Annotated in this window: 15 protein-coding genes and 2 riboswitches; of the genes, 1 reads left to right on the top strand and 14 read right to left on the bottom strand. The window is 34.9% G+C overall.

Translation table 11 applies throughout. The annotated features are described in order from the left end of the window. Window positions 1-108: 108 nt before the first annotated feature. The 6 genes from DN393_RS29605 to DN393_RS29580 all read right to left on the bottom strand — a co-directional run bounded on the left by DN393_RS29605 (window position 109) and on the right by DN393_RS29580 (window position 5173). Window positions 109-759, bottom strand: coding sequence for an ABC transporter ATP-binding protein (locus tag DN393_RS29605; protein ID WP_088047973.1), 651 nt, complete (start codon window positions 757-759; stop codon window positions 109-111). Further along, window positions 760-1992, bottom strand: a complete 1233-nt coding sequence (locus DN393_RS29600) for an ABC transporter permease (protein ID WP_064473911.1) — start codon at window positions 1990-1992, stop codon at window positions 760-762. Window positions 1993-2001: 9 nt separating this feature from the next. Next, window positions 2002-3075, bottom strand: coding sequence for an ABC transporter permease (locus tag DN393_RS29595; RefSeq protein ID WP_088047974.1), 1074 nt, complete (start codon window positions 3073-3075; stop codon window positions 2002-2004). 87 nt (window positions 3076-3162) lie between these two features. Beyond that, a complete protein-coding gene (locus DN393_RS29590; RefSeq protein ID WP_149174197.1) occupies window positions 3163-3558 on the bottom strand; it encodes a hypothetical protein in 396 nt (131 codons plus the stop codon). 182 nt (window positions 3559-3740) lie between these two features. Continuing rightward, window positions 3741-4595 carry a patatin-like phospholipase family protein gene (locus tag DN393_RS29585; RefSeq protein ID WP_000892705.1) on the bottom strand — a complete coding sequence of 285 codons (855 nt, stop codon included), beginning with the start codon at window positions 4593-4595 and terminating at the stop codon, window positions 3741-3743. 128 nt (window positions 4596-4723) lie between these two features. Then, the gene (locus DN393_RS29580; RefSeq protein WP_370458114.1) at window positions 4724-5173 is read right to left on the bottom strand and encodes a MarR family transcriptional regulator; all 450 of its coding nucleotides are present in this window, start codon (window positions 5171-5173) and stop codon (window positions 4724-4726) included. A 152-nt stretch (window positions 5174-5325) separates the two neighbouring features. Here DN393_RS29580 and DN393_RS29575 point away from each other — a divergent pair, with 152 nt between their 5' ends. After that, window positions 5326-6507, top strand: a complete 1182-nt coding sequence (locus DN393_RS29575; RefSeq protein WP_088047977.1) for an MFS transporter — start codon at window positions 5326-5328, stop codon at window positions 6505-6507. A 22-nt stretch (window positions 6508-6529) separates the two neighbouring features. Here DN393_RS29575 and kdpDN read toward each other — a convergent pair whose 3' ends face one another. The 8 genes from kdpDN to DN393_RS29535 all read right to left on the bottom strand — a co-directional run bounded on the left by kdpDN (window position 6530) and on the right by DN393_RS29535 (window position 13446). Continuing rightward, window positions 6530-7684, bottom strand: a complete 1155-nt coding sequence (kdpDN, locus tag DN393_RS29570; protein WP_081257071.1) for a KdpD-like non-kinase potassium sensor — start codon at window positions 7682-7684, stop codon at window positions 6530-6532. 56 nt (window positions 7685-7740) lie between these two features. Further along, complete coding sequence (gene kdpC, locus DN393_RS29565) at window positions 7741-8322, bottom strand: K(+)-transporting ATPase subunit C (protein WP_088047978.1); 582 nt, start codon at window positions 8320-8322, stop codon at window positions 7741-7743. Window positions 8323-8338: 16 nt separating this feature from the next. Next, a complete protein-coding gene (gene kdpB, locus DN393_RS29560) occupies window positions 8339-10429 on the bottom strand; it encodes a potassium-transporting ATPase subunit KdpB (protein ID WP_064473918.1) in 2091 nt (696 codons plus the stop codon). A gap of 13 nt (window positions 10430-10442) precedes the next feature. After that, a complete protein-coding gene (gene kdpA, locus DN393_RS29555; RefSeq protein WP_064473919.1) occupies window positions 10443-12110 on the bottom strand; it encodes a potassium-transporting ATPase subunit KdpA in 1668 nt (555 codons plus the stop codon). 19 nt (window positions 12111-12129) lie between these two features. Next, window positions 12130-12210: a K(+)-transporting ATPase subunit F gene (gene kdpF / locus DN393_RS29550; RefSeq protein ID WP_000214976.1), complete on the bottom strand. Its 81-nt coding sequence runs from the start codon at window positions 12208-12210 to the stop codon at window positions 12130-12132. Beyond that, on the bottom strand, window positions 12207-12311 hold the full coding sequence (locus DN393_RS29545) for a SipW-dependent-type signal peptide-containing protein (RefSeq protein ID WP_000887889.1): 105 nt from the start codon (window positions 12309-12311) through the stop codon (window positions 12207-12209). The genes kdpF and DN393_RS29545 overlap by 4 nt, the downstream gene beginning before the upstream one ends. Before the next feature lie 95 nt (window positions 12312-12406). Beyond that, a riboswitch (cyclic di-AMP (ydaO/yuaA leader) is annotated at window positions 12407-12552 on the bottom strand. Window positions 12553-12812: 260 nt separating this feature from the next. Next, window positions 12813-13043 (bottom strand): hypothetical protein, encoded by a 231-nt coding sequence (locus DN393_RS29540; RefSeq protein WP_064473920.1) that lies wholly within the window; start codon window positions 13041-13043, stop codon window positions 12813-12815. A 16-nt stretch (window positions 13044-13059) separates the two neighbouring features. After that, window positions 13060-13446 carry a hypothetical protein gene (locus tag DN393_RS29535; RefSeq protein WP_064473921.1) on the bottom strand — a complete coding sequence of 129 codons (387 nt, stop codon included), beginning with the start codon at window positions 13444-13446 and terminating at the stop codon, window positions 13060-13062. 93 nt (window positions 13447-13539) lie between these two features. Then, window positions 13540-13687: riboswitch (cyclic di-AMP (ydaO/yuaA leader) on the bottom strand. Window positions 13688-13733 lie beyond the last annotated feature (46 nt).

The raw sequence follows: 13733 nt of genomic DNA, 5'->3' as shown, positions 1-13733 counted from the left end.
GAGTTAAAAATTATGAATATTTTTCATTCACCTGTAATTCTTTACTATATTTTTGAATGAAAACAGATGAAATAACCATTATCACCTCTCCACATACTTTTATCCACATTACACCATATATCCATCAAGCAAACGTATCGTCCTCTGGCAGTATGCAGCTACCTTTTGATCATGTGTAACAACTAGCACCGTTTTCCCTTGTTTATGAATCTCTTTTAAGATGCTCATAATTTTCTTCCCGTTTTCTTGATCAAGAGCACCAGTTGGTTCATCAGCGAGTATAATTTTTGTGTCTTGTGCTAAAGCCCTTGCTATTGCTGTTCTTTGCTGTTCTCCACCTGATAACTCGTAAGGATATTTGTTAATATGCCTCTCAATCCCTACCATTTCCAGCATTTCTTTTGATATTTGTATACGTTTCTTATGAGAAATTTTTCTATATATAAGCGGGAGCATTACATTTTCAATAACTGTATAATCATCTAGTAGCGAAAAGTTCTGAAACACAAATCCAACTTCCTTATTTCTATACTTATGATAGTTTGACTTTAATGTACTCGTATCCATGCCATCTAAAAAATACTTTCCAGTAGAGGGGCTATCAATTAAACCAATAATGTTAAGCAAGGTGGATTTCCCTGAACCAGATGGTCCCATAATTGCTATCATTTCGCCTTTTTCTATTGTAAGATTAATATCTTTTAAAGCACTAAAATTACTCTTTCCGTATCCCTTAGCCACATTTGCGAGCTGAATCATCTATAGCACCTCTTTCATATATGTATTTTTTATTTTTAGTACATTGAAATAAATGATTGCATATATAATGAGGATCATTACAATTGATAGAGCACCTATAACAATCAATGATTCTATAGAGACTTTTAACGTTCCAAAGAAAGATACTATACTATTTTCTAGCCCTTTCTGAATTTCAATTACTCCGCTATTCTCCCATTGGAAATACATAATTCCTATACATACAGATAAAGTGAATAACAACATATACTCAATAACAAACGGAAGACATAGTTGAAAAGTACTTGCTCCTAATGCTGATTTAATAGAAATATTTTTACGTTCCATATAAAGCGTGGCCATTGATGTTAATAAAATAGATATAAATGAAAAAGATAAGACTGTACCGCTTAATAATAAGGGATATGACATATTATCAATGCCTTGCTTTTCATTTTCTAATAATTTATCCGGATTTGTAACATAATACGAATACCCCTTACCTTCTGTTACCTTTAATACTTTCTTTTGAAATTCATTCATATTTATCTTCTCATTTGTTTCTATAATTAACCCATTGTATAAAAGGTCTACACTATAGAACTCTATTTCTTCTGTTCCAATTGGTAAAATCACCATGTCATCTAATAATGTAATACGATTATCCGATATTTCACCGCTTCGAGGATATGTAAATGCTGAATTTCTTTCTAAAAAGCCAATTACTTTTAGTTTCATTTTTCCAGATGGTATGATATCACCAATAGATACCTTTCCTTTATAATTAGCCCCTAATATAACAGGTCTACTATCAAATACTGATTTATGAAATTCCGATTCCTCAAAATATCTTCCTTGTGAAATTCGTATATGAAAGTATTTATTAATATCTTTATCAACAATAAGAGTCTTTATCGTTCCATTTTCATTTTTTAAACTAAGTGAATAGTTACGGAACAGATAATTAGTTTTATTTGTTATTGGTATCGTATTAGATAACCCTTGAATGAAATGTTGATAATCACTTTTCGCTTTTTCTTCGCTAAACAATGTTATATCTTGCGTCGCATAAAGTTCATAGAAATTTTTATGAGTCGATAAATTATTTGCTACCGTCATCATTTTTCGATATCCCGAAAGATTACTAACAAATTCTATTGCTGAAGAAAATGCAATAATTAAAGAAATTACTATAATCAAACTTGGTAACAACCGTTTTTTCACAGACCGTATAGAATCAAATATAAAAAACATGACGACCTCCTACGTTCTTAAATGTTTTCCGGGATATATATTTATAACGTGCTTGATTGGAATTACAGTAACAAAAAATGTAAGAAAAATTATAAAAACAACATTACATATCAATACATATAGTGTTAACGGTTTTACTAAGTATGTCTGAAAATACGTATGAATTGTTCCCGAAAATATTTCTAGCGTAATAAAAACTAAGAACATCGCTGCTAGAGAAATAAACAAAATTTGAATATATAGTTCGCAGTAAATAGATATATTAGAAGCACCTACTGCCTTTTTTAATGAAATCTCTCGTTCTTTTTTATAAATCCAAAATAAAACTGCAGAAATGCCAGAAACAATTGCAACAAGAATGAATTTATAATAATACTTATTTGCTGGATCTATATGTGTCACATGTAGTTCCTGAAGATCTCGTTCATTCAGTATTTGAACATCTCCCGAAAGCACTTCTTTACTCCTATCCATAAACTTTTTTATTTCGTTATGAATAGATGATGTAGGATTAACAACTGTTAATTGTAATTGTTTACTCGCGATAATACCTTTTTTAGATATAGTAGGTAAGTTTTGAAGTGGAACGTATATGCCTGCTACACCGATGTCACTGTCTTTTCTCGATATAGTTCCTATTTTTTTATATGTATCATCAAATTCATATAATTCCTCTACATTCGTTTGATCACCAACAACCATATGATTTACATTTTCACGATGAAAATATTGTCCTTCAGAAATATATGGCTTCCAATAATAATCATCTTTTAAATTCACAGCTATGATCTTTGTTGCCCCTGAACTATTTAATGCTTTTAAATACTCTACGTAAATATCACTTTTCACAAAAGTATCTTGTATGAAAGGAATTATTTCTTCCAATTCAGTTGCATTCGCTATCGGAACAGTTAAAATTTGATTGTTTTCTGGGAAACCGATTTGAAAAGCAGATATAAAATTCCGTTTAGATTCTGTTAAAAGCGCAGCTACTGATATAGAAAGAAAAGAAATAAAAAATGCCATAAGAAGAATTACGGAAAATAGTTTGTTGTTTTTTATATTTTTAAAAGCTAGGTACATGTCTGTGCTCCTTTTAAATAAGAAGGAGATGATGAACATCCCCTTCTCCTTATGCAAATATTTATTAAGACAACTGTTTAATGCTTTTTACCACTGTAATCGTAAGTTACCATTACTATCAAAAGTACCTTTGTGTGTATCTTCTTGATAGTCATTATTCTCATTAGCATAATGCTCAGAGTATAGTCCTTTTGCACCAAAGGCGTTATATGCACCATTACTCACAGTTGCGTTTAATGCTCTTCCAGATTCATGGGATCCTAATTTGTCCGAAGCGCTTTCAATATATGAATTATTTCCATTTGATTTAATAAAAGAAATTGCTACTGAACAACGAGATGCATTTTGATTCGTAGTAGTTTGAGCTCTGTAAGATAGTAGGTTACCGCTTTTGTGACCGCTTAGAGTTGGATAGATTGCACTTGTTGAGATTGATGTTGCTAATATTACTAAAGTCGTAATTGAAAAAACTTTTCCTTTCATTAACAATCACCTCATAAATTTAATAGTTTAGTAGCGCTACATCATCATAATATCCTTCAAATAAATTCTCCTCAATAAGAAACCCGATGTTTTACAAACTCTTTAAACACTTAAACATTAATACATCTTTTTAAAAGCAATATAAAAAGGCTGCGGAGAAACTCTTCTCCACAGCCTAATACTTATTTTTGTAAAAACGACTGTAAATTTGCAAACTGTCTCTTTGCATCTTCATAGCCTTGCTCATATAGGTTTTGTAGTTTTGCCGTATCTTTTTCCATACGATCTACTTGAAGCTGTACTTCTGGACGAATAACAAATAAGTTCCCAGCTTGCTCTTCTTTTTCAATGTAGTGAAGTGTTTCATTATATACTTCATAACGATTCAACATCGTATTAACAAGTTTCGGATATTTTTTATAAGCTTTCGCTGCCACCCATCCAAACTTTGACTTTTTCTTAGCATAACCTTGATTTCTCGTTAAAATAACGACTGATTTTTTAAATCCATCTTCTTGCGCTTTACGAACTGGAATCGGATCCGAAATCCCGCCATCTAATAACTGCTTACCACGGTAATTTACTACAGGTGCAATGAAAGGTAATGAACTAGATGCTTGTAATAAATTTAGTGCATCATCATTCGTTCCCTCTTTTTCAAAATAAACAGACTGTCCTGTTTCACAATCTGTTGTACCTACAAGGAAACGCTCTGGACTATTAAAATATGTTTCAAAGTCAAACGGGACATGTTTTTCTGGAATTTCATGAAAAATGAACTCCATATCAAACAATTGGCGTTTTCTCCATAAATTTTTATACGATAAATATTGTGGGTGTGATGCATAATCAATATTTACTGTTTTATTTCTATTTCTTTGTCTGGAAAGATACGACGCTGCATGACAAGCACCGGCTGACACACCAATTACATATGGAAAATATAAATCTTGTTCCATAAAATATTCTAATATCCCGCCCGTATATACACCACGCATACCGCCGCCTTCTAATACTAATCCCGTATTTTCAAGCATGTTATTCTCTCCTCTTTATATATTGACTCTTTAATTATTCACTATGTTAAGTATCTTTCTCTATTATATATGAGTTTTTTTAGAAATTATATTCAAAAGGCTTGAAATAAAGGAGTTTTTTCTTCCAATTATATTTCCAGATGTTTGGAGACATCCTTTATAAACCTTTGAATAAAATTTTGCTCTTCTTCCGTATATCCATCTAACAGTAGCAGCCACTTTTCTTCAGCTTGTTTATGCAATTTATCATGAGCTTTATATATTTCATTTCCGCTTTCCGTTAAGCGAAAGAAAATTTCTTTTTGATTATCTAACATTTGCATCTTCTCAACGAATTGCTTTTGAAACAACTTTGTACAAATTTTAGAGATTGCACCCTTTGTCATTCCCATTTCTGTCGTAATAGCAGTTACATTCATCAGAGCATTTTTTCCGATACACTCGATCACATGTAATTCAGATAAAGACATACCACTTATACCTGTCTCACGAAGAAACTTCTCATTTTGCCCTTTCAAATGTTCTTCTTTTTTATGCAAAAGTGTACGAATGTCCGAAATTATTTCCATTTGTTTCATTGTACGTTCCAATCCGTTCGCCCCCTAAGTTTCCAAAGAAACAATTTAACTATATACCATTTTAAAATCATTTTTTCATATTTACAAGTGAGAAAAACATGTTAAAATAAATTTAGTTTCCAAGGAAACTAAATTACAAGGAGGTTAACATAATGAAAAAATCCAAACTACATTTCATTTTATACGTTGTCTGTATGAGTGCCTTACTCGGTTCCTTCGCTCAAAATATTTACACGCCTATCTTGCCTATGATTCAAGCTTCTTTTCACACTTCTCTTTATCTAATAAATGTAACAGTCTCACTATTCACATTCGTTCTTGCAATTATGCAGCTCATATATGGACCTTTAATTGATACAAAAGGGAGAAAATCTGTCCTTATCCCTAGTTTAATCATTAGTACAATTGGTTCAATCGGATGTGCTTTTTCGGCGAACATTTATTTATTTCTATTTTTTAGGGCTGTTCAAGCTATAGGAATAGCAGCTATCCCTGTAGTTGCAGCAACGATTATCGGTGATTTATTTGAAGGAAAAGAACGCGGAGAAGCGATGAGCCTGTATCAAATGTTACTTGCTCTCGCACCTGCAATTGGCCCTCTTATAGGTGGTTATCTCGGCAGTATAAATGGCCATTTATACGTATTTTTATTTTTATCTACACTTGGCATTCTCTTATTAATTATAAACATTTCACTACTTCCAGAAACAAAACCAACTGTAATTAAGCAACCGCAAGCAAAAAAGAGTTACTGGTTTATCTTAAAAAATAAAACTGGATTTTCTATTACTCTTATTGGCTTCATTCAATTTTGTATTTACTTTTGCTTCCTCGTTTTTTTACCAAGCATTTTAACAAATTCATTTCACTTAACTGCAAGTAAAATTGGTCTTATATTTGTACCGATGTCCCTTTCTATTATGTTAGGAAGTTATTGCTACAAGCTTTTGCAAAAATGCCTCACAACAAAGCAAGCTTTATTCATCACTAGTTTCTTCAATATTATATGTGTCACTTTATTCTCTTTCACATATAGCATCAATATCTCATTCATCATTATCGTTACATCTTTATACGGTTTTAGTATGGGACTTTCTATGCCAACTCACACTACTTTATTAACGGAAGAATTCGTACAAGAACGCGCAACAGCCATCGGTATGTATAACTTCATACGCTATCTCGGTATGGGCACAGGGCCACTTGTAGGTGGCTTTCTTGTATTTAATCAAAATTACTTTTGGATTTTCTTCCTAGGTGCAATTACATTTCTATTTATCATTTTATGCGCAATGAAAATGCTACGTTTTCAGGCTGTACAAAAAGCAAAATAGAGACCTATAGATGGTCTCTATTCTAAACTCTTTGATCTGCAACGATATGAATATCAATATACTTCGTTTCTCTCATAATTTCATTTACAATTGAACCTTTTCGAATTTCTTCCCACCTTGTTCTTGCTGATTGTCCGAGTAAAATTTGCGTTACTTGTAGTCTTTTCGCGACTTCAATAATAACATCCGCTGGCTTTCTTCCTTTTGCTTCTTCTAAAACAAAACTCGCATCAAATTGATTCGTTAGCAACTTCCACTCTTCAATCGTTTGCTTTTTCCCTGCTGAAAGGGACTCTATATTTTCCCTTTCAACATTTAATACATACAATTCAGCGTTTAAGCGATCCGCCATACGCCAACCTCTCCGTATTAATTTCTCTGCTGTTGAACTGTATTGTACACAAACGAGAATTTTTTCTTTTACACCAATCGGTTCTATAACGGTTTGGCTAATTTTCTCGTCCATATCATCTGCCACTTCCCGAAGGGATAATTCTCTGAGTGCCCCTAAATTATTAAGCGTAAAGAAGTTTTGTAAGCTTTGTTGAATTTTTTCTTCCTTATATATCTTTCCATCGATTAATCTCTTCCGGAGTACCTCAGGTGTTGCATCAACAAGTTGAATTTCATTTGCTTTTTGCAAAATAAAATCTGGAATACGCTCTCTTACTTTTACATTTGTAATTTGAGCTACAATGTCATGAACACTTTCTAAATGTTGAATATTAAATGCTGATAATACAGATATACCGGCATCTAACAATTCCTGCACATCCATGTAACGTTTCTTATTTTTCGATCCGGGAATATTACTATGCGCAAGTTCATCCACAACAACAATTTGTGGTGCCCGCTTTATGATTCCTTCCACATCAAGCTCATAAAATCCCTTTCCTTTATAATCTATTTCTTTTAAAGGGACTTTTTCTAAATCAGCAATCGCTTCTTCTGTCTCTTCCCTCCCATGTGTTTCAATTAAACCAATTACAATATCAATACCATCCTTTTTCATCTCTCTAGCATCAAGTAGCATTTTATAACTTTTCCCTACTCCTGGAGCCGCCCCTACATATAGCTTTAACTTCCCGCGGTTTTGCTGACGAATATATTCTAAATACTCTTCTGGTGTTCGCCTTTGAAACGTTGGTTTATAGTCATCCGCATACAAAACACTCACAACCTTTCTTTCGAAACAACACTACCTCAATCCGTTAGATTGAGGTAGCACTGTTACTATTTCAGTAGTTTCTGTAATTCTAAATTTAACTTTAAAACATTTACGCGGCTCTCCCCAAATAAGCCAAGTGCCGCACCTTCCGTTTGATCTTTAATCAATTGATCTAACGTTTCTTTTGGAACTTTCGTTATTTTTGAGATACGCTCTACCTGTACAGAAGCTGCCTTCGGACTAATATCAGGATCAAGCCCTGAACCTGAATTTGTCACTAAATCGATCGGCACTTCTGTAACTGGAACAGTTGGGTTTTGTTTCTTCCACTCTTCAATACTTTTCTCTACTCGTTTCTCTAAATCTGGATTAGACGGTGCATAGTTATTTGAACCAGATGCTTCTGCCTTATATTCAATACTAGAAACACGCCCATGAAAATAACGTGGATCTGTAAAATTTTGGCCAATTAATTTAGAACCAATCACTTCATTTTTATCATTATATATTAAACTTCCATCCGCATTATCCTTCATTACTGCTTGTGCAATACCAGTAACAATAAGCGGATATACAAGCCCGCACAACACTAAAAATGTAAAAGTAATACGGATAATTGGTGATAGTATACTTTGTTTCTTCGCCATCTTTTTCCCCTCTTCCTTATATGAACAAGCCGACAATTATATCAATTACTTTAATTCCAATGAATGGTACAATCACTCCGCCAAGTCCATAAATAAGTAGGTTTCGGCCAAGTAGTGCATTCGAACTCATTGGTTTATATGCGATACCTTTCATCGCCAATGGAATGAGTAATGGAATAATAACTGCATTAAATAGTAATGCTGATAAAATCGCTGACAGTGGTGATGTTAGTTTCATAATGTTTAATGCCTCCATTTGCGGAATCGCAAGTGTAAACATCGCTGGAATGATTGCAAAATATTTTGCAATATCGTTCGCAATACTAAACGTCGTTAACGCACCACGCGTCATTAACAATTGCTTACCAATCCCTACAACCTCAATAATTTTTGTCGGGTTCGAATCTAAATCAATCATATTCGCTGCTTCTTTCGCAGCTGTCGTACCACTATTCATCGCTAATCCAACGTCAGCCTGCGCTAATGCCGGCGCATCATTTGTACCATCACCTGTCATCGCTACAAGTTTCCCTTTATCTTGCTCTGCTTTAATAACCGCAATTTTATCTTCTGGCTTACACTCAGCAACAAACTCATCTACCCCTGCTTCTTTTGCAATCGTTGCTGCTGTTAACGGGTTATCACCTGTACACATAACCGTTTTAATCCCCATTTGGCGCAATTGTTCAAAACGCTCACGCATACCTGGCTTTACTGTATCCTTTAAATAAATTAAACCGTAAATACGATTATCCACTGCAACTACAAGTGGTGTCCCGCCCTCTTTGGAAATGGAATCTGCTTTTTGATTTACATCTTTCGGAATCGTTCCACCTTGTGACCTAACCCATTCAATTACGCTACCTACAGCACCTTTTCTCACTTTCGTTCCGTCCTGTAAATCCACACCACTCATTCTCGTTTCTGCTTTGAACGGGATAAACTCACCTTGCTCTGCAATTTCTCGATTATATGATATAGCTTTCGTTTTTACATATTCTATAACTGATCGACCTTCTGGTGTTTCATCTAAGACTGAACTAATCGCGGCCCATTTCCCTACTTGCTCAATCGTCTCATTTCCTACAGGAAGCAATGTATGTGCCATTCGGTTCCCGAAAGTAATCGTACCTGTTTTATCTAAAATGATTGTATTAATATCACCCGCAGCTTCTACTGCTTTACCCGACATCGCTAACACATTGAACTTTGTCACGCGGTCCATCCCAGCAATACCAATTGCTGATAATAAACCACCAATTGTCGTTGGAATTAAACAAACTAACAACGCTACAAGTACAGCTGTATCAATTTGAAATCCTAAATAGTTTGTAAAAATCGGCAACGTCACAACAACGATTAAGAAAATAAGCGTTAAACTCGTTAATACTGTATTTAAAGCAATTTCATTCGGCGTTTTTTGACGAGCAGCTCCTTCTACTAACGAAATCATTTTATCAATAAATGATTCACCAGGATTACTCGTAATGACAATTGTAATCTCATCACTTACGACCATCGTTCCGCCTGTTACGGAACAAAAATCACCGCCCGCTTCTTTTATTACAGGAGCTGATTCCCCTGTAATCGCAGATTCATCAACAGACGCTAATCCTTTAATTACTTCCCCATCACTTGGAATCATTTCTCCTTGTTTTACAATAACAACGTCATCTTTTCTCAGATCAGTTGCCGAAACTTGAACAATGTCTCCATTTTCTTTTACAACATTTGCAAACACATCTTTCTTCGACTGTTTTAAAGAATCAGCTTGCGCTTTCCCCCGCCCTTCCGCTAACGCTTCTGCAAAGTTAGCAAATAAAACTGTAAACAAGAGAATGAGAGAAACTGTTATATTAAACCATCCTGGTACACTACTAGAATGACTTGGAAGAAAAGATAAAATGAACGTAATGATAAATCCAATTTCTACAACGAACATAATCGGATTCTTTATCATGACTTTCGGGTTCAATTTCGCAAAGGATTGTTTCATCGCATGTGTCACGATATCACGATCCATCGTTTTTGCTTGTCTAACTTCATCTTCTACAGCATGTATTTGTGACTCATTTACTCTCTTTTCTTTTACTACTACCGGTCTCATCATTTACCCTCCATTACTTCAATGTAAGAAATTCTGCAATTGGGCCGAGTACTAACATCGGGAAGAATGTTAATGCACCGACAATTACAATTGTTCCGATGAAAATGCCGCCAAATAAACTATTATCTGTACGGAACGTTCCGACTGTTTCTGGTACTACCGTCTTTTCTTTCAATGAAGCTGCAACAGCTAGCATCGTAATTAAACTGAAATAGCGCCCTAAAAACATAACTAAGCCAGTTGTAATATTCCAAAACGGTGTATTATCCGCTAACCCTTCAAATCCAGATCCATTATTCGCAGCCGACGATGTGTATTCATATACCACTTGCGTTAAACCATGGAAACCAGAATGAGAAATGGCATCCGTTCCTAAACTTGTTGAAAGAGCTAATGCTGAAAACCCTAAAATAAGCAGTGGATGAAATAGTATCGTTACCGCAATTAATTTCATTTCCTTACCTTCAATTTTCTTACCTAAAAACTCTGGTGTCCGTCCAACCATCAATCCAGATATAAAGACTGCGATAATCGCATACATAATAATGTTCACAAAGCCTGCTCCAACGCCGCCATACACTGTATTTAACATCATATTTACGAGTGGTACTAACCCGCCAATTGGTGTTAACGTATCATGCATCGTATTAACGGCTCCTGTTTCAGCAGCTGTCGTCACTGTTGCGTATAGGGAAGAAAATACCGTTCCAAATCGTACTTCTTTTCCTTCTGTACTTCCTTGTACATGCTCGATACCCATTCCGTTTAACGCTGGATTTCCATTTAGTTCAGATGTCGTAATCGTTATAAACCCTAGTAGAAACACCATGAATAGTGATACGAAGAGAATACGACCTTGTTTTTTATTTCCTACCATTCGTCCGTACGTAAATGGAAGTGCTGTTGGCAATAACATCATAAGCATCATTTGCAAAATATTACTCATTTGTCCTGGGTTTTCAAAAGGATGCGTAGAGTTTGCTCCGAAAAATCCACCGCCGTTATTTCCAAGTTCCTTAATGGAAACGAACGATGCAACTGGCCCACGTAATATACTTTGTTTCGCGCCATCAATCGTTTGTGCTGTAACGGCCCCGTCTAACGTTTGTGGTACACCAAGTGCGACAAAGACTAGCGCCGCAATAAATGCGATAGGAAGAAAAACCCTCGTTAGTGCTCTCGTAAAATCAACGAAAAAGTTACCAAGTTCTTTTCCAGCGAGCCCTCTTATAAATGCCATAACGAGTGCTAATGTCGTTGCCGGTGCTGCAAACATTAAAAATGTAATTCCGATTAATTGTGATAAATAAGATAAACCATTTTCACCGCTATAATGCTGTAAGTTTGTATCAGCCATAAAACTAATTGCTGTATTAAAAGCGAGCGTAGGCTCCATTCCTTCAATGTGTGCTGGATTTAATGGCAATACCCCTTGTAGTCTGAAAATGAAATATACGACAACAATCATAAATCCATTTAATAAAACTAATGATAGTGCGTACTGTTTCCACGTTTGATTGTATTCTTTTACACCCGTAATTTTAAAAATAAGTTTTTCAAAAGGCCCGAATACTTTATCTAACTTTTTACTACCTTGAAATGCTTTCTCTAAATAAATTCCCGTTGGCTTTGCCACAAGAATAAACAACAGCATTGTAATAACAACTGCGACCCAAATCATAATGAATGATTCCCCCTAATTAAAACTTTTCTGGATTTAATAATGCATACACTAAGTACACCGTAATTGCTGCAACAATAACCGATAAGGCAACCGTCATGATTGCTTCCCTTCTTTCACAACTTTATCTGACCAACTTGCAAGACTTGCCATCGATGCGACTAACACAACAAAAATCCCGATCATTACAACATCTAACATAGCTATCCCTCTCTTTTTGTAAAAATTTACCATTAAATGATCAAAAAAAGAACACTAAGCTCTACTTAGTGTTCGAAATGAACAACACAAAGTAAACCTCCTCTCTAAACGCTTACGAGGTTAGCTGTCGGATTCGGGCCTAAAGAGTAGCCCTACTTTCAAAACTGAAAGATTCACCCCAAGTGACGATGCACAAAATTGGTTCCCCCGCTCCATTTCTGGAACTCAGCGATTTTAGGTTTTTTTGGAAATTTTATGAATGATTTATGAGAGTAAATATACTCCTCTATATTTAACTTGTAAAGAGCTAAATTACTGAAAATAAGAAAATATCCATCTATTTAAACGCTTACATTGAGTGTTATTAATATTCTTTCATCTATTTACTCGTCTTTTCTTTCATTTTCACAGAAATGATCTTTTCAATACGAAATAAAAAGAGCGAATGACATAAAGTGCATAGCTTGTTGCACTTAGCATTCGCTCTTTTTATTTCACTATTTATTCTCCTCGTAAAAAAGCACGTAAATTTCTCCCGCGAATATAAACTTGTGACAATTCTGCATGTAGCTGCTCATATTCGATAACATCTGTTTTTAAATATAAAGCGTCTTTCGATGGCAATATGATATAGGGCCTTGGAAAAATAGGATCCAGCACCACCAATGCTTGAACTCGCTCTACTGATACCGCCCAACGATTCGCTATATCTCCTAGTAACAACACTTTCATCTTCTTTTCCTCCACCCTATTCAAAAAATAAAAAAGAAATATTATCACAATTCGTAAACACGACAAATGTAGCTCCAATTGTTTCATAGAGCCTCGTTGGATATCGTTTATTCCTTGTAACAACAGTAATAGGTGCTTGAAAAGAAAAGCGAATGTGTTCTGTGAAGAAGCTAACGATTGGAAGCTCATCCCCTAGTAAAATCACCTTCTTAATACACTCACAAATACTAGTAAAATCCTGCGCCTTACTACAGCTATAAGTCCAATCAAACCCACAATTCCTAACTTCAGCAGCTATCTCTTCATTTGCTGTAAAAATAATTAACTCATGTTGAAATGCTACTAAATCTCTTAAACTATTTACCTTGCTTTCTTCTCCAACACAAATAAGTGTTAGCTCCATGTACCTCATCCTCCTTAGCATAAAAGAAATCAAACATAGATTGATATTCCCCTATACTAATCAGATCGATGAAGTGATGTATCCATCATGGCACCGTCCTCTCTCAAGACGCTTACGAAGTTAGCTGTCGGATTCGGACTTTGAGAGTAGCCCTACTTTCAAAATTGAAAGATTCACCCCTAGTGACACTGCACAAATTGGTTCCTCCGCTCCTTATATTTGGACTCAGCGTTTACAAAAAAATGTATTCTGGCTGATATATTACTCCTGTATTTGGAAAAAGTAAA

The organism is Bacillus sp. BPN334 (assembly GCF_008368885.1).
Taxonomy (GTDB): domain Bacteria; phylum Bacillota; class Bacilli; order Bacillales; family Bacillaceae_G; genus Bacillus_A; species Bacillus_A wiedmannii.
Note: the sequence above shows the minus strand (reverse complement) of the source record. Positions and strands in the feature narration are given on the sequence as shown.